At 58.6% G+C, this 20,179-nt stretch carries 16 protein-coding genes; 8 read left to right on the top strand and 8 right to left on the bottom strand.

Annotated elements, in window-relative coordinates:
• Positions 1-30 precede the first annotated feature (30 nt).
• The 5 genes from IV01_RS08965 to edd all read right to left on the bottom strand — a co-directional run bounded on the left by IV01_RS08965 (position 31) and on the right by edd (position 6,741).
• The gene (locus tag IV01_RS08965; RefSeq protein WP_032629788.1) at positions 31-1,326 is read right to left on the bottom strand and encodes an ABC transporter substrate-binding protein; all 1,296 of its coding nucleotides are present in this window, start codon (positions 1,324-1,326) and stop codon (positions 31-33) included.
• A 253-nt stretch (positions 1,327-1,579) separates the two neighbouring features.
• The gene (locus IV01_RS08970; RefSeq protein WP_032629883.1) at positions 1,580-2,986 is read right to left on the bottom strand and encodes an ATP-binding protein; all 1,407 of its coding nucleotides are present in this window, start codon (positions 2,984-2,986) and stop codon (positions 1,580-1,582) included.
• 60 nt (positions 2,987-3,046) lie between these two features.
• A complete protein-coding gene (locus tag IV01_RS08975) occupies positions 3,047-3,784 on the bottom strand; it encodes a response regulator (RefSeq protein WP_032629786.1) in 738 nt (245 codons plus the stop codon).
• Positions 3,785-3,940: 156 nt separating this feature from the next.
• Entirely contained in the window at positions 3,941-4,918 is a 978-nt protein-coding gene (locus IV01_RS08980) for a glucokinase (protein WP_032629785.1), read from the bottom strand.
• On the bottom strand, positions 4,915-6,741 hold the full coding sequence (gene edd / locus IV01_RS08985; protein ID WP_032629783.1) for a phosphogluconate dehydratase: 1,827 nt from the start codon (positions 6,739-6,741) through the stop codon (positions 4,915-4,917). Before edd ends, IV01_RS08980 begins: the two co-directional genes overlap by 4 nt.
• A gap of 220 nt (positions 6,742-6,961) precedes the next feature.
• On the opposite strand from edd, the gene gap reads away from it, so the two are divergent.
• The 4 genes from gap to IV01_RS09005 all read left to right on the top strand — a co-directional run bounded on the left by gap (position 6,962) and on the right by IV01_RS09005 (position 11,159).
• Positions 6,962-7,963 carry a type I glyceraldehyde-3-phosphate dehydrogenase gene (gene gap / locus IV01_RS08990; RefSeq protein ID WP_032629782.1) on the top strand — a complete coding sequence of 334 codons (1,002 nt, stop codon included), beginning with the start codon at positions 6,962-6,964 and terminating at the stop codon, positions 7,961-7,963.
• Positions 7,964-8,407: 444 nt separating this feature from the next.
• Entirely contained in the window at positions 8,408-8,845 is a 438-nt protein-coding gene (locus tag IV01_RS08995; RefSeq protein WP_050507750.1) for a YbaN family protein, read from the top strand.
• A gap of 117 nt (positions 8,846-8,962) precedes the next feature.
• Entirely contained in the window at positions 8,963-9,319 is a 357-nt protein-coding gene (locus IV01_RS09000) for a DUF5064 family protein (RefSeq protein WP_032629777.1), read from the top strand.
• A 331-nt stretch (positions 9,320-9,650) separates the two neighbouring features.
• Positions 9,651-11,159 carry a sigma-54-dependent transcriptional regulator gene (locus tag IV01_RS09005; RefSeq protein ID WP_032629882.1) on the top strand — a complete coding sequence of 503 codons (1,509 nt, stop codon included), beginning with the start codon at positions 9,651-9,653 and terminating at the stop codon, positions 11,157-11,159.
• Between the two features lie 5 nt (positions 11,160-11,164).
• On the opposite strand, the gene IV01_RS09010 is transcribed toward IV01_RS09005, so the two are convergent.
• The 3 genes from IV01_RS09010 to IV01_RS09020 form a co-directional block, all read right to left on the bottom strand.
• A complete protein-coding gene (locus tag IV01_RS09010) occupies positions 11,165-11,572 on the bottom strand; it encodes an NUDIX hydrolase (protein WP_032629774.1) in 408 nt (135 codons plus the stop codon).
• Positions 11,569-12,660, bottom strand: coding sequence for a D-alanine--D-alanine ligase (gene ddlA / locus IV01_RS09015; RefSeq protein ID WP_032629771.1), 1,092 nt, complete (start codon positions 12,658-12,660; stop codon positions 11,569-11,571). Before ddlA ends, IV01_RS09010 begins: the two co-directional genes overlap by 4 nt.
• Positions 12,661-12,895: 235 nt before the next feature.
• Positions 12,896-13,177, bottom strand: coding sequence for a type B 50S ribosomal protein L31 (locus IV01_RS09020; protein WP_032629768.1), 282 nt, complete (start codon positions 13,175-13,177; stop codon positions 12,896-12,898).
• Between the two features lie 195 nt (positions 13,178-13,372).
• Here IV01_RS09020 and IV01_RS09025 point away from each other — a divergent pair, with 195 nt between their 5' ends.
• From IV01_RS09025 to IV01_RS0125270, 4 genes are all read left to right on the top strand, one after another.
• Entirely contained in the window at positions 13,373-13,738 is a 366-nt protein-coding gene (locus tag IV01_RS09025) for a hypothetical protein (protein WP_032629765.1), read from the top strand.
• Positions 13,739-13,908: 170 nt separating this feature from the next.
• Positions 13,909-15,522, top strand: a complete 1,614-nt coding sequence (locus IV01_RS09030) for an FMN-binding glutamate synthase family protein (RefSeq protein ID WP_032629763.1) — start codon at positions 13,909-13,911, stop codon at positions 15,520-15,522.
• Positions 15,523-15,712: 190 nt separating this feature from the next.
• Positions 15,713-16,903, top strand: a complete 1,191-nt coding sequence (locus tag IV01_RS0125275) for an OpgC family protein (RefSeq protein ID WP_050507747.1) — start codon at positions 15,713-15,715, stop codon at positions 16,901-16,903.
• Between the two features lie 138 nt (positions 16,904-17,041).
• On the top strand, positions 17,042-20,161 hold the full coding sequence (locus IV01_RS0125270; protein WP_050507746.1) for a transglycosylase domain-containing protein: 3,120 nt from the start codon (positions 17,042-17,044) through the stop codon (positions 20,159-20,161).
• Positions 20,162-20,179: the final 18 nt, after the last annotated feature.

Raw genomic sequence — 20,179 nt, 5'->3', positions numbered from 1 at the left:
GTCATCCAGCGGCGGGGCGCTTACAGACTTTTACTTGGCCGACTTGATCGCCGACGCCAACTGGGCAGGCGCCTTGGCCGGATCGGCCTTCGGATCGTTCATGAAGTTTGTCACCACATCGAAGATCGCACCCTGTACAGCAAGGGTGGTCGCCATGTTGTGCGCCATGCTCGGCTGCAAACCATCGGTTTTCGAGTCAGCCAGGAAGTCCTTGGCTGCGGTCTGGGCGCAGGAATCGAAACCGTTCTTTTCCATGTTGTTCAACATGTCGTTGCGAACAGGAATCGAGCCTTTGTTGATGCTGAAGACTTTCTGGAATTCTTCACCCAGGGCGACTTTGGCGATGTCTTGTTGAGCGGCACGTGTGCCTTCGGCACCTTCGCCGTTCTGCTTGAACACTGCCATGGAGTCGATGTTGTAGGTGAAGGCCTTCTCGGTGCCCGGGAATGCCACGCACTGATAATCCTTGCCAGCTACTTTCTTGGCCGCAGTCCATTCGCTTTTCGCCCAGTCGCCCATGATCTGCATACCGGCCTTGCCGTTGATCACGTCCGCAGCCGCGACGTTCCAGTCACGACCGGTGCGGTTGGGATCCATATAAGTGGCGACTTTCTTGAATTCGGTGAATGCCTTGACCATTTGCGGGCCGGTGAGGGCTTTTTCGTCCAGATCTACGAAGGCTTTTTTGTAGCCATCAGCGCCCATGACTGACAGCAGCACGGCTTCGAAAACAGTGCTGTCCTGCCATGGCTGACCGCCGTGGGCCAGAGCGATGAAGCCTTTGGCCTTGAGCTTGTCGCCGGCGGCGTAGAATTCTTCGAGGGTGGTAGGTGCCTTGTCGATGCCGGCTTTCTTGAAGACTTCCGGATTGATCCACAGCCAGTTGACCCGGTGAATGTTCACCGGAACGGCGACGTAATCACCATCGTACTTCACAGTGTCAGAGACTTTTTTGTCCAGCAGGCTGTCCCACTTCTCCTGCTTGGCCACGTCCTTGAGGACGTCAGTATCGAGCAGACCGGTGGAAGCCCATTCCTGAATATCCGGGCCTTTGATCTGCGCGACGCCTGGCGGATTGCCGGAGACGGCGCGGCTCTTGAGCACGGTCATGGCCGTGGAACCGCCACCCCCTGCCACAGCGCCATCTTTCCAGGTGAAACCGTCTTTCTCTACCTGCGCCTTGAGCACATCCACAGCAGCTTTTTCGCCACCGGAGGTCCACCAGTGGACAACTTCGACGGTGCCTTTCGAATCGGCGGCAAGAGCGCTCAGAGGGAACAACGAGGCGAGAGAGATGACAGCTGCGAGGCGGGAGATTGAATTCATCGATTTAACCTTTCTTGTTGTTATGCATGAGCAAGTCTGTGCTTGCGCTGCATGGAGTCTAACCAAGGGTTTTGAAAGTACAGTAACGAAGGGACGCGCAATGGTCACAGGATGGTTACATTGGGAAACCCAGCACAAATCTCCTTTTTTGTGGGAGCGAGCTTGCTCGCGAAGAGGCCGGTAAATCCGAGAAATTTTCGTGATCAGAATATTGCCTTCGCGAGCAAGCTCGCTCCCACAAGATCACTCCAGATCACTCGGTGGTACGCGGCAAAAACAACGTCACCCGCAATCCACCGCCACGCAGGTTCTGCAAACTGACTTCGCCCCCATGGCTGTGGGCGATGTTGCGGGCGATGCCCAGCCCGAGTCCGTAGCCTTGCTGTTGATTGCCCGCCAGCCGGAAGTGCGGTTCGAATACCCGTTCCAGACGTTGCTCCGGCACGCCCGGCCCTTCGTCATCCACATGCAGGACAAAGGCCTGGGCGTTATCCTCGATTTTGAGGTGAGCTTTGGTGCCGTATTTGAGGGCGTTGTCGATCAGATTACCGATGCAACGCTTGAGGGCCAGCGGCTTGCCCTGATAGGGCGCAACGGCCTTACCTTCTTGCGTAGCGTTGCCGTTACCCGCAGGCAGCAGATAGGGCTCCACCAGGCAGTCCAGCACCTGATTGAGGTCCACAGGCTCGATGTTCTCGTGAATGTCCGTGTCTTTCACGCATTGCAGTGCGCCTTTGACCAGCAACTCCAGCTCGTCGAGATCACGGCTGAACTTGGCTTGCAGGGCTTCGTCTTCGAGCAGTTCGACCCGCAGCCGCAGACGGGTAATCGGCGTTCGCAGATCATGAGAGATGGCACTGAACAACTGACCACGCTCGGTCAGGTAGCGGCTGATGCGGGTGCGCATGGCGCTGAACGCCCGGCTGACTTCCACCACTTCGCTGGCACCGCCCTCGACATCCGGCTCGATGTCGGCGCCCAGTGACATGTCCCGCGCGGCCTTTGCCAGACGCTTGAGCGGACGACTTTGCCAGTGCACCAGCAGCCCGATGAACAGCAACAGAAAACCGCTGGTGAGGAGGATGAACCAGACCTGTTGCAAAGGCAGCTCTTGCTCTTCCAGGGTGGTGTACGGCTCGGGCAGCAGTGACGCAATGTACAACCACTCCCCCGCCGCCAACTCGATCTGGGTCACCAGTATCGGCGGGTTCACCGGTTCAAGGCTCAACGCATAATGCGCCCATGAACGCGGCAGTTCGTCGAGCTTCAAGCCGCTGTTGAAGATACGCAAATCTTCGGGGCGGACAAACCACACGGCAATGGCCGGATCAGTGCCCAGATGCTGACGCAGTACTTGATCAACCACAGTCAGCACGGCTTGCTTGCGCGGCGTAGCGTCCAGAACCTGCATGTCCAGCGGACGGTCATTGAGCGACACTACAAAGCGCGTCCCGCCCATGCTGCGCAGTTGATCCAGCACCAGCGGCCGATAGGCCAACGGCAGCGAGCGAAAGTAACTGACGCTCGCCGCCATCGAGTAAGCCAGGCTGCGAGCACTGGTGATCAGCCCTTCCATCTGCGTGGCGCGTAGCTGAGACAGCCAGATGACACTGGACAGCGCCTGAGCAAGGAAAACGGCCAGCAACGTCAACAGCAACATCCGACCAAGTAGCGAGCGAGGCAGCGGCAGACGGCGTTTCTCTGTTTCGGCGTTCACGCCTCAGTAACCGTTGCTGACTTGGGAAATGACATTCGCGGCAAGCAGGTAACCGCTGCCGCGCACCGTACGGATCAGGCGCGGAGATTTGCCGGTATCGCGCAAACGCTGACGCAGACGACTGACCGCCATGTCGACGATGCGCTCCAGAGGCATCAGCTCCCGACCCCGGGTGGCATTGCCGATGGTGTCGCGATCGAGAATCTGCTGTGGGTTGTCGAGGAACAGCTTGAGTAACGCAAAGTCGGCACCCGACAGAATCACTTCTTCACCATCGCGGTGGAACAGCCGGTGACTGACCATGTCCAGCCGCCACTCATCGAAGGTCAACACGTCACCGCCGCTGCGCTCCTGGCCAAACTGCGCACGCCTGAGCAAGGCCTTGATCCGCGCCAGCAATTCGCGAGGGCTGAAGGGTTTGCCGAGATAATCGTCCGCACCCAGCTCCAGCCCGATGACCCGGTCGGCTTCGTCGGAGCTGGCGGTGAGCATGATGATGGGCACATGGGGGTAGCGAACATGCTGGCGGACATAACGGCACAGGCTGAAGCCATCTTCGTCGGGCAGCATCACATCGAGGATAAGCAGATCGCTGGGCTCTTCGTTGAAGGCCTGACGGAATTCAGCGCCATCGCCAACAGTGCGTACCTGAAAACCAGAGCGGCTCAGGTAGGTCTGCAGCAACTCACGGATCTCCTGGTCATCATCGACCAGCAGGATCGACTTACTGACTGTGCTCACTTGAATCGTCCTTGTCGCATGAATCGTTATTGTTAGAGATGAAACTTGACCGTCAGTCTGACCTGTAGGAGCGCGCTTGCCCGCGATAGGTATTCAAGTCGAAAAATGTTGGGTCTGGCCTGACGCAATCGCGGGCAAGCGCGCTCCTACAAAAACCTAGATTTCTATCGCCCGCTCTTCACCAAACACCTGCTGCAACGCCACACCGGCACCAATCAGCCCTGGATATTCGGCCGTCACCACCCAGACCGGAATGCCTTTGAAATAATCACTCATCACGCCTTTCTCGGCGAAGGCACGCTTGAAACCGCTGTTCATGAAGAAATCGATAAACCGTGGTACTACGCCGCCGACGATGTATACACCGCCACGCCCACCGACGGTGAGAACGTTGTTGCCCGCCACTCGCCCGAGAAACACACAAAACTGCTCCAGCACCGCTGCCGCCACCGGCTCACCGGCCTCGGCTGCCGAGGTAATGGCCGCCGGAGACTTGTGCACCGGCTCGACATCATCCAGTGCGCAGCTGACCTGATACAGCCGCAACAAGCCCGCGCCACTGAGCACGGTTTCGGCGCTGACATGTTCAAGGTCGGCCATCATGCGCATCCACAACATGGCTTCCCGGGCGTTGCCGATGGGCAAGTCCACATGGCCGCCTTCGCCGGGCAAGGCCATCCAGTGATTGACGCCGACACTGAGCAAGGTGCCCACGCCCAGCCCGGTCCCGGGGCCGATTACCACACGTGGTCGATCTGCTTCGCCGATTCCGTGGCAGATGGTCAGGTACTCGTCGTCGCCCAGACGTGTCATGCCCAAAGCCATGGCGCTGAAATCATTGATCAGCAGCAGCTCGTCGACTTTCAGATTGGCGCAGAACGCCGACTTGCTCAGCCGCCAGTTGCTGTTGGTGAAATGAAATTCATCGCCGTCCACAGGGCCAGCCACCGCCAGACACACCAGGCCGATATCGCCACGTTGCAATTCGAGGTCTTGCATGTAGACCTCGACAGCTTTCTCGGGGCTGACGTAATCGATGGTCGGGAATACCCGGATCGAATGCAGCTTGTCATCTTCCCAAATGGCAAACCGTGCATTGGTACCGCCAATATCACCGACCAGGGCCAACTTCACTTGAGCGTCTCCAGATTCGAGGTAAAGGCGCTGGCGCCCTGCTCGGCGGAGCTGAAGGCCATGCGCATGAAACCGAACAGTTCGCGACCACAGCCAACGCCGTTGTCCAAATGTCCGATTGCAGGTTCTCTGGCGGCCAATTCTGCCGGTTCGACGAGAACTTGCAACGTTCCTTTTACTCCATCGACGCGAATGATGTCTCCATCCCGCACAAGAGCCAAAGGGCCACCATCGAAAGCTTCCGGGCAAACGTGAATTGCCGCCGGGATCTTGCCCGACGCGCCTGACATCCGCCCGTCGGTCACCAGCGCGACCTTGAATCCACGATCCTGAAGGACCCCGAGAAATGGTGTCATTTTGTGTAGTTCGGGCATGCCATTGGAGCGCGGCCCCTGGAAGCGCATCACCGCCACAAAATCGCACTCCAGTTCACCGGCCTTGAAGGCGTCGGCCAGATCCTGCTGATCATGGAAGACCTTGGCCGGGGCCTGCACTACCTGATGTTCAACGGCCACGGCCGAGACTTTCATCACGCCACGGCCGAGGTTGCCTTCCATGACCCGCAGACCGCCTTCCAGGGAGAACGGGTTGGCCACCGGGCGCAAAATATTTTCATCCAGGCTTTCGACCGGTCCTTCGCGCCACACCAGCTTGCCGTCTTCGAGGAAGGGTTCCTTGGTGTAACGGCTCAGGCCACGGCCCATCACGGTGTTGACGTCTTCATGGAGATAACCGGCTTCCAGCAACTCACGGATCAGGAACGACATGCCCCCCGCAGCCTGGAAATGGTTGATGTCGGCTTTGCCATTCGGGTAGACGTGGGTCAGGGTCGGCACGACTTCGGAAAGGTCGGCCATGTCCTGCCAGGTCAGTTGAATGCCGGCAGCCTGGGCGATGGCCGGCATGTGCAACGTGTGGTTGGTGGAACCACCGGTGGCATGCAGCGCAACGATGGAATTGACCAGCGCCCGCTCGTCGACGATCTCGCCGATGGGCATGAAGTTGCCGCTCTGCTTGGTCATGCGCGTGACTTGGTGCGCCGCCTCGACAGTCAGCGCATCGCGCAGTGGGGTGTAGGGGTTGATGAACGAAGAGCCGGGCAAATGCAAACCCATGACTTCCATCAGCAACTGGTTCGTATTGGCGGTGCCGTAGAACGTGCAGGTACCCGGGCCGTGGTAGGACTTCATTTCCGAGTCCAGCAACTCTTCGCGGGTTGCCTTGCCCTCAGCGTAACGCTGCCGTACGTCGGCTTTTTCCTTGTTGGAAATGCCTGACACCATCGGCCCACCAGGGATGAAGATCGTCGGCAGATGACCGAAACGCAGTGAGCCCATCATCAGGCCCGGCACGATCTTGTCGCAGATCCCCAGCATCAGCGCGGCATCGAACATATTGTGGGACAAGGCAATGGCCGTGGACATGGCGATGATTTCGCGGCTGGCAATGCCAAGCTCCATGCCCGGTTCACCCTGGGTCACGCCGTCACACATGGCGGGCACACCGCCAGCAAACTGACCGACCGAACCAATGTCACGTAAAGCCTGTTTGATCTGATTAGGGAAATGCTCGTAGGGCTGATGCGCCGAGAGCATGTCGTTGTAGGAGGAAATGATTGCCACGTTGGCGGCGTTCATCATCCGCAGGCTGTTTTTGTCTTCCGGACCACAAGCGGCAACGCCATGGGCAAAATTGGCGCATTGTAATTTGCCACGCATCGGGCCGTCGCTCGCGGCGCCTCGAATCAGTTGAAGATAGCGCTCACGCGTTTCGCGACTACGGGCTATCAGCCGTTCGGTTACCTCAAGAATGCGGGGATGCATGTGCTGAACTCCAGGCTAGCGTATGTGGTCACCCGTTTAAGACCGCGTCAGATATCGAGGCAAATGCCTTGTCTGTAAAAGCTTGATCTCGATCAACTGTTTTGGCCTTACAGGCTTCTCGTTGTAGATAAAACAAAATATTGCCACTAAAAAGGCTTGTTTTCTATTTCTATGCGAATAATCTTGTAATTCCAACAACAAATTCAGAAAGGACGGCTGTATGACTCTTCGTATCGCAATCAATGGTTTTGGCCGCATCGGCCGCAACGTCCTGCGCGCACTCTATACCCAAGGCTACCGCCAAGACCTGCAGGTCGTCGCCATCAATGATCTGGGCGACAGCGAGATGAACGCTCACCTGCTGCGCTTCGACACCGTTCACGGGCCTTTTTCCGGCACCGTCGAGTGTGACAGCGAGAGCCTGACGGTCAATGGTGACCGTATTGCGGTCAGCGCCATTCGCAACCCTGCCGACCTGCCCTGGAAAGCCCAGAACGTCGACGTCGTGTTCGAATGCACCGGGTTGTTTACCGACCGCAACAAGGCTGCCGCGCACCTCACTGCCGGCGCCCGCAAGGTCATTATCTCGGCCCCGGCCAAGGGTGCCGACGCGACCATCGTCTACGGCGTAAACCACGACACTCTGCGCCAATCGCATCAAATCATTTCCAGCGCATCATGCACCACCAACTGCCTGGCACCTGTCGCCCAGGTGCTGCACCGGGAACTGGGGATCGAAAGCGGCCTGATGACCACGATCCACGCCTACACCAACGATCAGAACCTGATCGACGTTTATCACACCGATCCGTACCGCGCGCGCTCGGCTACCCAGTCGATGATCCCGAGCAAGACCGGCGCTGCCGAAGCCGTGGGCCTGGTGCTGCCTGAACTGGCAGGCAAACTGACTGGCATGGCGGTGCGGGTTCCGGTGATCAACGTTTCGCTGGTGGACCTGACCGTGCAACTGACCCGTGAGGTCAGCGCCGATGAAGTCAACGCTTTGATGAAAGAAGCCAGCCAGCACTCCAAAGTGCTCGGTTACAACACCTTGCCGCTGGTGTCCCACGACTTCAATCACAACCCGCTGTCGTCGATCTTCGACGCCAACCACACCAAATCCAGCGGCAAACTGCTCAAGGTCCTGGCCTGGTACGACAACGAATGGGCATTCTCCAACCGCATGCTGGACAACTGCCTGGCGCTGCATAACGCGGAGTAACACTCACCGGGCGTTGAAACGCGATATCTGTGGGAGCGGTGCTTGTCCGCGATAAGGGCACCGCGGTCTGTCAGACAAACCGCGTCATCGTTCTTCGCGAGCAAGCTCCGCTCCCACGGGGATCATTGACATTTGTTGGAGCGAGGCTTGCCCGCGAACCAGTCGCTGCGGTTTGTCAGACACACTGCTTCATCATTCTTCGCGGGCAAGCCTCGCGCCAACAGAGATCGCCAAACCTGTGTGCGGTTCCAAGAATGGCACCCACCCTGTGGGAGCGGTGCTTGGTCTGGGCGGCATTCCGACCTGCCCGAGATCAGTCGCGGTCAGACGAAGTTCTGCGTCCCATAGGCCGTTCCCCAAAACCCTCGCGCACCTCGACTGCATCGCAAATGGCCGAGTCATGATTGTCGGCCCGGCCTGTTAGACTGGCCGGGCTTTTCGATCATGGGATCGAACCACCTTATGATTACTGACGAGATAATGACCAGCAAACCTCCAAGGTCCAGAATCTCACGCCTGCTGTTCGCCGCACTGGCTTATGTCAGCCTCGGGATAGGCCTGGTCGCGATTTTCATTCCCGGTCTGCCCACCACCGAGTTCGTCCTGCTGGCGGCATGGGCGGCCACCAAGAGCTCACCGCGCCTGAGTGCCTGGCTGGAAAACCACAAGCTCTTCGGCCCGATCCTCAGCAACTGGCGCAATGGCCGTCTGGTAACACGCAGCGCCAAGATCAGCGCCACCATCAGCATGCTTGTGTGCGCCATGCTGATGCTGTACCTCATGCATGGCTGGCCGGTTTACGCTGCTATCGGCGGCATGGTTCTGGGCAACCTGTGGATCTGGTCCCGGCCAGAACCCCCGCGCTCTGATCCCCTTCGCTGACGCATGTCATGCCGCTGTCACCGGCATTCGTCTATGGTGGAAGCCGTGCCATTGCTGAACGCCCGGTGACTGCGAAGGTCAACCGCTACACTCTTCGACCCGCCAAGGGGCAACGTCATGTTCGAACCAGGCCATCTGCATATCAGCCGCGCGCCGATGCATCCATCGGATTTCGGCTATGAGATTCATATCCGCTACGAAGTCTCTGAGAACCCCACGGAAGGCACTTCGATGCACTTCACGATGGAAGGTGAAATTGCTGGCAATGCGTTTCAGGACGAATTTGAGCTGAGCCGTGACATGGCGTTCAACTTCGCTCACAGCGCCAACCAGATAGCGGTCAAACATGGCATGCCACCGATTGCCGTGCTGCCAATCGCCGTGCATGACGACTACGACCGGATGTTCAAGGACATACACGACAAACTCGGCATCCAGCCGGGCGAGCCCGTGAAGCCGGAGCATTTGACCTGATCGTAGCCGTGCGTCTGTAGGAGACTCTATGTTTGCTCGCAAGCTCATGTGACGTGGGACCGGCTTTAGCCGGGAAGAGGCCAGTATATCCACTCGATTTATCGCCTGAAATGCCGCCTTCCCGGCTAAAGCCGGTCCCACGTCGTCGCGCCAATAGCGAGATCACTCCTGCGGGAGCATGTGGGCGGCATTCCGACTTGCCCGCGTTAAGGCTGGGCTCAATCTCAAGTCAAACCCCGTCACCGCTCATCGCGAGCAAGCTCTGCTCCCACAGTTCGATGCCATTACTGGCATAATCCCCACCCTCTTCGGCAACCACCGCGAATTCCCCATGCGCATCCACGTCAGTTTCATCGACCGCGTCGGAATCACCCAGGAAGTGCTGGCGATCCTGGGTGGGCGCAATCTGAATCTGGATGCGGTGGAAATGGTGCCGCCCAACGTCTACATCGACGCGCCGACCCTCAGCCATCAGGTGCTTGAAGAACTCAAGGATGCGCTGTTTCGGGTGCGCGGGGTCGAGGCGATTACGGTGGTCGACATTCTTCCCGGCCAACGTCGCCACTTGCAGCTGGACGCTCTGCTGGCAGCCATGACCGATCCGGTATTGGCGCTGGACAGCGCTGGCCATGTATTGCTGGCCAACCCTGCGTTAATTGCCCTTATCGGCCGCGAACCCGCGGGCGAGCCAGTGGCCGAGTTATTTGCTGATCCCGGGCTGCATAACGCCTTACTGGAAAACGGCTTTCGCCTGCCGCTGCGTGAAGTCACGCTCAATGGTGAAGCGTTTTTACTGGATGCGACGCCCATCACCGACGCGGGCGCGTTGTTGACCTTGTATCAACCAAGCCGCATCGGTGAGCGCTTGTCGGCGCTGCACCACGACCATGCCGAAGGTTTCGACGCATTGCTGGGTGAATCCGCGGCCATCCGCACCTTGAAGGCCCGCGCCCAACGGGTCGCGGCGCTGGATGCGCCGTTGCTTATTCAGGGCGAGACCGGTACTGGCAAGGAGCTGGTTGCCCGTGCCTGCCACGCCACCAGTGCCCGGCACAGTGCGCCGTTTCTGGCCCTCAATTGTGCGGCATTGCCTGAGAACCTCGCCGAAAGCGAGCTGTTTGGCTACGCCCCCGGCGCCTTCACCGGTGCGCAGCGAGGCGGCAAACCGGGGCTGATGGAATTGGCCAACCAGGGCACGGTGTTCCTCGACGAGATCGGCGAAATGTCGCCTTATCTGCAAGCCAAACTGCTGCGTTTTCTAAACGACGGCAGCTTTCGCCGGGTAGGCGGCGATCGGGAAGTGAAGGTGAATGTGCGCATCCTCAGCGCCACCCATCGCAATCTGGAGAAGATGGTCGCTGAAGGCACGTTTCGCGAGGACCTGTTCTACCGTCTTAACGTGCTCAACCTGGAAGTCCCGCCGCTACGTGATCGCGGCCAGGACATCCTGCTGCTGGCGCGCTACTTCATGGAGCAGGCCTGCGCGCAGATCCAGCGTCCCGTCTGCCGCCTCACGACGAATACTTACCCAGCGCTGCTGGGCAATCGTTGGCCCGGAAACGTGCGTCAGTTGCAGAACGTGATTTTCCGCGCTGCCGCCATCAGCGATAGCAATCTGGTCGACATTGGTGATCTGGATATCGCAGGCACTGCTGTCGCCGGTGAAAGCGATGGCGAAGTCGGTAGCCTCGAACAAGCCGTCGAGACCTTTGAAAGGGCCTTGCTTGAAAAGCTCTACGCCGACTATCCGTCGACCCGGCAACTGGCGGCACGCTTGCAAACGTCGCATACCGCCATTGCCCATCGACTGCGCAAATACGGAATTGGCGCTAGAAGCTGAGTGCGTCAGGCTTCGACGTACATCTCCCGATAAATCGGCAATATCGAATCACGGGTCAGCGGCGCAAGGTTCAGCTGTGGATGGCTGTGCGCACTGATCCACAGCACTTCTTCGATTTCTGCCGCGGGCTGCACGTCCACCTCGATGCGCACTTCGAACAATTCGCAGCGCACCTCAAAACCCGGTTCGTTGGCAGCCGGTGCCGCGAACGACCCCAGATAACGCGCCTTAGCCGGATCAACAATCAACCCCAATTCTTCTTCCAGCTCACGACTCAGCGCTGCGACCGCTGGCTCACCCGCCTCTATCTTGCCTCCCGGTTGCATGAACGCCTGAGTACCACGCTTACGCACCAGCAAGGTCCGGCCATCTGCGCCGATCAACAGCGCAGCCGCGATATGAATCAGCTTCATGAGAAGATCTCGGTCTTGAGTTGCCGCGTCTCTTCGGCCCGCTCCAGCCCAAAGCGGATCAGCCGATGGATGAGTTCTGGGTAAGACACACCGCTGGCCTGCCACAACTTGGGATACATGCTGATAGAGGTGAAGCCAGGAATGGTGTTCACCTCATTGATGATGATGCTGCGTGTTTCAGTGACGAAAAAGTCGACACGCGCCAGCCCGGCACAACCCAGGACCTGATAAGCGCGCAGCGCAACGTCACGGACTTCGCTACTGAGGTCGTCCGCCAGCTCCGCAGGAATGGCAATGCGTGCCTGGTCGCCATTCAGGTACTTGGTGTCGTAGGCGTAGAACTCGTCATTGGCGATCACTTCACCACAGACGCTGACTTGCGGCTGACGATTGCCAAGCACGGCGCATTCGACTTCACGTCCCACAATGCCGGTCTCGATCAGCACTTTATGATCGAACTCGAACGCCAGATTCAATGCCGCCTGATAACCGGCTTCGTCAGTGACTTTACTGACACCCACCGATGAGCCCTGGCTGGCAGGCTTGACGAACATCGGCAGACCCAGCTCAGCGACTACCGCCGCGAACTCCAACGACTCACCACGGGAGACCACCACAAACGGGGCGACGGCAATGCCCGCATCGCGCAGCAGGCGTTTGGTCACGTCTTTGTCCATGCACGCCGCTGAGCTGAGCACATCCGGCCCGACAAACGGGATCGCCAGCAAACGCAGTAAGCCTTGCAGTGAACCGTCTTCACCGAACGCGCCATGAATCAGCGGGAACACAACATCGATGCGCGGCAACTCAACGCCCGATACCACGTCGACAAACTGCCCGCCCGCAGAGCCAGGCAGCAGCGACAATAGTCGCCCCGAAGCACTGAGTTTGATTTTGGCCGGGTCATTGCCATTGAGCAGGTAATCGCTCTCGTCGAAGCGCAGCCAGCGGCCTTGCTTGTCGATGCCGATCAATGTGAGTTCGTAAGTGCCGCGGTCGATCGCGTTGATCACGTTCCTGGCTGACTGCAGCGAGACTTCGTGCTCGCTGGATTGTCCGCCGAAGAGGATGGCGACTGATGTTTTCAAAGCGACAACTCCTGGATTTTCAGGCGGCAGAGTCAAAAGCAATTTTGCCTTCTCGTCCAGTGGCGATCAGCTCCGGTGGTCGTCAGAGGTGAAAAAAAGGCAAAAAAAATCTCCCTAGAGGGAGATCAGAGCCAACCTGTGAGACCGGCTTTAGCCGGGAAGACGGCATTTCAGTCAACCAATGGAATGGATGTACTGGCCTCTTCCCAGCTAGCGGCGGTCCCACGTTGCAGCATCATTCAGCCGAGGCTGCGTCTTTCTTGCCGCCCGAGCCAAAGGTGGCGAAGCGCTTGTTGAAGCCGGCGATCCGGCCTTCGGTGGTGGTCTTACGCTGCTGCCCGGTGTACATCGGGTGTGAGGCGCTGGATACGTCCAGTGCGACGTACGGGTATGTATTGCCATCGCTGTGCTCTTGGGTCCGGTCGGTATCAACCGTCGAGCCAATCAGGAAATAGGCGTCGGCGGCAGTATCGTGGAACAGCACGGTGCGATACGCAGGATGGATATCAGGTTTCATGTTGCCTCCAAATGAGCGCTTAATTGATTTGTTACACAATAACATATCATCAAAAGCCAGCCACAATCGATTGTGGTGACTTGCATCATTGGTGATCTTGATTAGGCCAACACTAGTCGCTAAGGTTCGACCGCCGTTGCTTGATCAACGTGCCGGGACTCGTCTCCTGGCGTATTGCCCGGATGGAAGCAAGCCATGTCAGAACCCGATCATTTTCAACTCTCTGCGCACGCCTGGAACCGGCTGATTGAAGCCAGGGACTCACTGCGTCTGCTTGATGGCTACGTCAACAAGACCGACGTCCTGTGCAACCCGTCCATGTTGGTGGGCTACGTGTCCATGCTGCAAAACGCCCTGCAAGATGTGATCAACGCCAGCACGCCTGCAGAACCCCGCGATGCCTTCATGCGCAAGGCCGACGAACTGGGTTTCGTCGCCCTCAATCCCAAGGAGCAGGCGCTCATCGAACACTTGCGCTGGACCAGTCTTGAAGGCCGCGAGGATGTCTACGCGTTGGCACAGCGGGTCCGCTCCATCAAGCCATGGGTGCTGGAAAGCTGAGTGTGCCGCCAGCAGATCAATCCCCATCGTTCAGCTATGCTGGTTTCTGCCGATAGTGCTATAGATGCAACTCCCGCCTCACGGGCTCAGCCCTCCGACTTGCTGAATCGCAGCAGGATAAAGAGAGAGCGCAGCCGGTAAAACCACCGTCATTAGCTCCAGGAATCCGTATGAGTCTGTCCCTTCTCAGTCGTTACGCCTTCTTCGTTGGTTGTGTGCTTTTCACCCTGTGCAGTTTGCCGTTCTGGCATCACGAATGGCTGTGGCCTTTCACCCTGTTCACCGGGGTTTTATCCCTGATAGGTGTTATTGACCTGCTGCAATCGCCGCATTCAGTGCGGCGTAACTATCCGATTCTGGGCAACATCCGCTATGCGGTTGAAGCGATCCGCCCGGAGATCCGCCAGTATCTGCTGGAGTCCGACAGTGACGCCCTGCCCTTCTCCCGGGCGCAACGTTCGCTGGTGTACTCCCGAGCCAAGAACGAGTCCGCAGACAAACCTTTCGGCACCCTGCTCGACGTATATGGCACCGGCTTTGAGTTCATCAGCCACTCCATGCGCCCGGCACCACTGAGCGATCCCAATGCCTTTCGCGTGATCGTCGGCGGCCCGCAATGCAGCCAGCCGTACTCGGCGTCGATCTTCAATATCTCGGCCATGAGCTTCGGGTCACTAAGCGCCAATGCAATCCGCGCCTTGAATCAGGGCGCCAAACTCGGCAATTTTGCCCACGACACCGGCGAAGGCAGCATCAGCCCCTATCACCGGGAAAACGGCGGCGACCTGACCTGGGAGCTGGGCAGCGGCTACTTCGGCTGCCGCACCGCTGACGGTCGATTCGACCCTGAGCGTTTCGCTGCACAAGCCAAAGACCCGCAAGTGCGCATGGTCGAAATCAAGTTAAGCCAAGGCGCCAAACCCGGCCACGGCGGCATCTTGCCCAAGCACAAGGTGACCAAAGAGATCGCTGAGACCCGCGGCATCATGATGGGCGAAGATTGCGTATCACCGTCTCGGCACAGCGCCTTCTCCACCCCCGTCGAGCTGATGCAGTTCATCGCCCAGTTGCGTGAGCTGTCCGGAGGCAAACCGGTGGGCTTCAAGTTCTGCCTGGGCCACCCTTGGGAATTCATGGGCATTGCCAAGGCGATGCTGGAAACCGGCATCCTCCCCGACTTCATCGTGGTCGATGGCACCGAAGGCGGCACGGGCGCTGCGCCGGTGGAGTTCACCGATCACATGGGCGTGCCCCTTCGCGAGGGTTTGCTGTTCGTGCATAACACCCTGGTGGGCTTGAACCTGCGGGACAAAATCAAACTCGGTGCCAGCGGCAAAATCGTCAGCGCATTTGATATCGCCAGCGTCCTGGCCATCGGCGCCGACTGGGCCAACTCAGCGCGGGGCTTCATGTTCGCCATTGGCTGCATTCAATCCCAGAGCTGCCACACCAACAAATGCCCGACCGGTGTAGCAACCCAGGACACACTGCGCCAGCGCGCACTGGTTGTGCCGGACAAAGCCCAACGAGTATTCAACTTCCATCGCAATACCCTGAAAGCACTGGCCGAAATGCTCGCCGCAGCCGGCCTCGACCATCCGGCACAACTGGAAGCCAGGCACCTGGTGCGGCGCATGTCCGCTACCGAAATCAAACTGTTCTCACAATCCCATGTATTTCTGACACCGGGCCAATTGTTGACCGGCGCAGTGGATGGCAGTTTTTATTCGAACATGTGGCAGATGGCACGGGCCGATAGTTTTGAGCCGAATGCCATCGCCTGATGCCCCCCCCCCGTGAACTACCGAGACATTCTGTAATAGCCCGCTTTTGCTTTTGCCCGAGGATTCCTCCACCCTGCCGCGCCGCCGCCCCAGACAGGACACACCTGAATACATCTGGATGAACGGCGGCGTTGAACCTAGAGCCCTCGCGGCTGATCTTTATTCATACGACATCAAAGAGCCCACCGTTATGACTAACGGACGCGACCTGCGCATCGACTTCTTTCGGGGCCTGGCGCTGATCTTCATTTTTTGGGATCACGTCCCCGACAATCCCCTCGCCCAGCTGACCGTGCGCAATTTCGGTTTCAGCGACGCGGCGGAAATCTTCGTTTTCCTGGCTGGCTATGCCGCCATTCTCGCCTACGGCCGAATTTCACAGCGCGACGGTTATGTGGTCGCCTGCGTGCGCATCCTGCGCCGCACCTGGGTGCTGTATGTGGTGCATATTTTCCTGCTGACGCTGCTGATGGGCATTGTGTTCGTCGCCAATCACTACGTCGAAACCCGGGACATGATTCAGGAGATGGGCCTGCAGCACTTCGTCGCCGACCCGCAGCAAGCACTGGCCGACCAGTTGTTGCTGCGCTTCAAACCCAATCTGACCGACCCATTGCCACTGTATATCCTGCTGTTATTGGCACTGCCATTGATCCTGCCGCTGATCCAGCGCAATGCACCGCTGACGGTGGGTTTATCGATTGCCCTGTACATGATGGTGCCGTTGTTCGGCTGGAACATGCCCGCTTACGAAGGCGGTGGCGTCTGGTATTTCAATCCCGTGGCCTGGCAGTTGCTGTTCGTGCTCGGTGGTGCCTGCGCGCTGCGGTCTGAATCCATGCCCACTACCCAGCTTGAACAGCGGCCCCTAAGCCAGCAGCCACTGTTCATGCTGTCAGCGACTTACGTACTGGTGGCCGCTGTCTGCACGTTCAGCTGGAAATTCCCGGAACTGCACGAGACTTTGAGGCCGCAATTCGTGGCCGATGGTTTGTACCCAATTAACAAGACTGACCTGGGGCCACTGCGCTTGCTGCACTTCCTGGCCCTGGCTTACTGCGTCGCCAAACTGCTTCCCGGCGGCAAAGCCTGGGTTAAAAGCTGGCCAGCCCGGCAAGCCTGCCGCATGGGCCGTTACTCGCTGGAAATCTTCTGCCTCGGCGTGCTGCTGGCACCCATGGCCGACATGGTCAACGCACTGGCAGGCGATACCTGGCCCATGCAAATAGTCACCGCCATACTCGGCCTTGGCTTGATGATGCTGATGGCCGCCTGGCTGGACTTCAGCAAACGCCTGAGCAACCCCAAACCCGCCAGAGCGGTCGCTATCTCAGACCAGCGTTTTCATAGAACGCTCTCTCGCAAATCCAATACGACTTGAGGATGCGCTCAAGTCGGCAGATACCCTCATATGTCACGGTCGAGTTTTCGCCCCTTGAGCCGATAAATTCTTCGACGGCTCCCGCCAGCGTCTAAGCTTGAGTCAGGTGCGATTAACAGGTTTAACCGGGCCAATGAAATGGGCGTATTACGGCATTCAGATACGAAACAGACTGTGATTCCAGCTGACAGTCACGACCCCGATCCAATGCCGAAAAGCCCGCGCCGCAAGCGGTACGTATGGCGTGTGTTCTGGGTGGTGATGGTCATGGGCGTCGGAGCCTTGGCGGCTGCGGCTATGGTGGAGTCTCGCAGTTCGCGGTTGCAGGCCCTGGAGTTCAGTCGCTTTGCGGCGAAGCTGAGCTACTCGATGCAGCCTGGGCCGAGTGATTCGATGCGGTATCCCGGCGATGGGCCTTTCGATAAGCGTCTGGGTTATTCGTCGCTGGGTGAGTTTCTGCCGCGTTTACTCAAGCGTGATTACTTGATTACCGAGCAAGTGCGGTTTTCCCCGGACCTGTTGGCCTACAGCAAGCGTGGCCTGTTCGTGCCTTATCAGGAGAAAACCCAGGCCGGCCTGTCGATCACCGATTGCCGGGGCACGGACCTGTACCAGTTCCGTTATCCGCAACAGTTCTACCCCACCTTCGCCGCCATCCCGCCGCTGATCGTGCACAGCCTGCTGTTCATCGAGAACCGCGATTTGCTCGATCCCGAGCAACCATTGGCCAACCCTGCCGTGGACTGGCCACGGTTTGTCAAAGCCGCGATTTCGCAAGTATCGAAAATGATTGGCCTGCCGGGTCAATCAGCGGGCGGCAGTACCTTGGCAACCCAATTGGAAAAGTATCGCCATTCACCTGACGGCCTGACTCAATCTGGCTCGGAAAAGCTGCGGCAGATGATTTCCGCCAGCGTGCGGGCTTATCAGCCAGGGCAGCAAACGCTGCAAGCTCGTCAACGAGTGGTGCGCGATTACTTGAACAGCGTGCCTTTATCGGCGGTGCCGGGACACGGGGAAGTGCACGGCATGGCTGAGGGGTTGCGGGTCTGGTATGGCGCCGACTTTGTCAAAACCAACGAGGTTCTGGCGTCCAGCGCCACCGATGCGAAAAGCCTTGCTGCGCGAGGCCTGGCCTTGCGCGAGGTGCTCTCACTGGTGATCGCTCAGCGTCGGCCTTCTTACTACCTGGCCAAGGGCCGTGAAGAACTGGCCGAACTGACGGACAGCCATATCCGCTTACTGGCGCAGAATCAGGTGATTGATCAGGCGCTCGCTGATGCTGCTTTGAAGAGTTCGGTGAGCTATCGCAACTGGGTCGAACAACCGACTCTGCAGCCCATCGAGACCAACAAAGGCATCAGCGTCGCCCGCAGTCGACTGGCAGCTTTGCTCAACCGGTCGCTGTACGATCTGGATCGGCTTGACCTGTCCGCGACCACAACCCTGCAAAGCGATTTGCAGAGTCAGGTTAGCCAGTACCTGCGGGATCTGGCCGACCCGGCGTTTGCGGCTCAGGTTGGGTTGATGGGCGAACGGCTGTTGACCCCGACAAGCACCAGCCAGGTGCGCTATAGCTTTACCCTGTTCGAGCGCGGACCGGATGGGTCGCGGGTCAGGGTGCAAACCGACAGCACGGATCAGCCCTTCGATATCAACGAGGGCAGCAAGCTTGAGCTGGGCTCCACTGCAAAGATGCGGGTGCTGACTACCTACCTGGAAATCATCGCCGAGCTGCATGATCGCTACGCCGCCTCAAGCAACGCAGTGCTGAACAAGACACCGGTGGTGGAACAGGACCGCCTGACTCGCTGGGCTGTGGATTACTTACTGCAAAACAAGGATCGCGATCTGTCGAAAATGCTTTCGGCAGCGCTGGACCGGCGCTATTCGGCCAGCCCTGGAGAACGCTTTTTTACCGGTGGCGGCATGCATCACTTCAATAATTTTCGCAAGGAAGACGACGGTCGTCTGCCGACCTTGCGCGAAGCGTTACGCGAGTCGATCAACCTGCCATTTATCCGTCTGATGCGCGACGTCGTGCGCTACAGCACCTATCAAGCGCCGAGCAATAGCGCCGAGTTGCTCAAGGACGATAACGATCCCCGCCGTCAGGAATACCTGAGCCGCTTCGCAGATCGGGAAGGCACGGTATTCCTGTTGCGTTTCTGGAAACGCTACAAGGACAAGACCACTCAGGAACGCCTGGACACGTTTCTCGACGGCATCAACCCGACCGCCATCAGATTGGCAGCGGTGCATCGTTATCTGTTGCCGAACGCGGATCAGACGGCTTTCAATGCATTCATTCGGGCGCATCTGGCTGAAGCAAAAATCGGCCCGAAACTCAGCGAAAAACGCCTTGCTGACTTGTATGAGGGTTACGGCCCCGGCAAATACGATCTGCCGGACCAGGGCTATATCGCCAAGGCTCACCCGCTGGATCTGTGGCTGGTGGGCTATTTACTGCAGCATCCGGATGCGCAATTCAAGGATGCCGTTGCGGCCAGCCAGTATGAGCGCCAGGAAGTGTATGGCTGGTTATTCAAGAGCCGGCACAAAGGCGCTCGGGACAGTCGCATCCGCACCATGATGGAGATTGAAGCGTTTCTCGACATCCATCAGCGCTGGCAGCGGGTTGGCTATCCGTTTGATCATCTGGTGCCGTCGTTAGCAACCGCCATCGGCAGCTCCGGGGACCGTCCTGCAGCGCTGGCCGAACTGATCGGCATCATCCAGAACGATGGCATCCGCCTTCCGACGCTGCGCATCGACAGCCTGCATTTTGCAGCCGATACCCCGTATGAAACCCGGCTGGCCAACAACCCGGAACTGGGCAAACGGGTTTTGCCGTCTGAAGTGGCGGCCGCCATGCGCGAGGCGCTGTCGCAAGTGGTGGACGGCGGGACCGCCAAGCGCGTGTCTGGCAGCTTCAAACTGCAGGACGGCACGGCGCTGGCGATGGGCGGCAAGACCGGGACCGGCGATAACCGCATCGAAAGCATCGGCTCCGGCGGGCGCATCCTCAGTTCCCGGGCGATCAACCGCACCGCCACCTTTGTGTTCTATCTGGGCGACAACCACTTCGGCACCCTGACCGCCTTCGTACCTGGCCGCAACGCAGAAGGCTTTCGCTTCACCTCGGCATTACCGGTGCAGGTCCTCAAGGGGATGGCGCCGATTCTGAATCCGTATCTGGAGCCGGGGAGTCATACGCGGTGTGAGGGGCAGTTCTTGACCACAAATACAGCCAACTAAATTTTTGTGGGAGCGACC

It is taken from the genome of Pseudomonas syringae (assembly GCF_000737245.1).
GTDB classification, from domain to species: domain Bacteria; phylum Pseudomonadota; class Gammaproteobacteria; order Pseudomonadales; family Pseudomonadaceae; genus Aquipseudomonas; species Aquipseudomonas syringae_J.
Note: the sequence above shows the minus strand (reverse complement) of the source record. Positions and strands in the feature narration are given on the sequence as shown.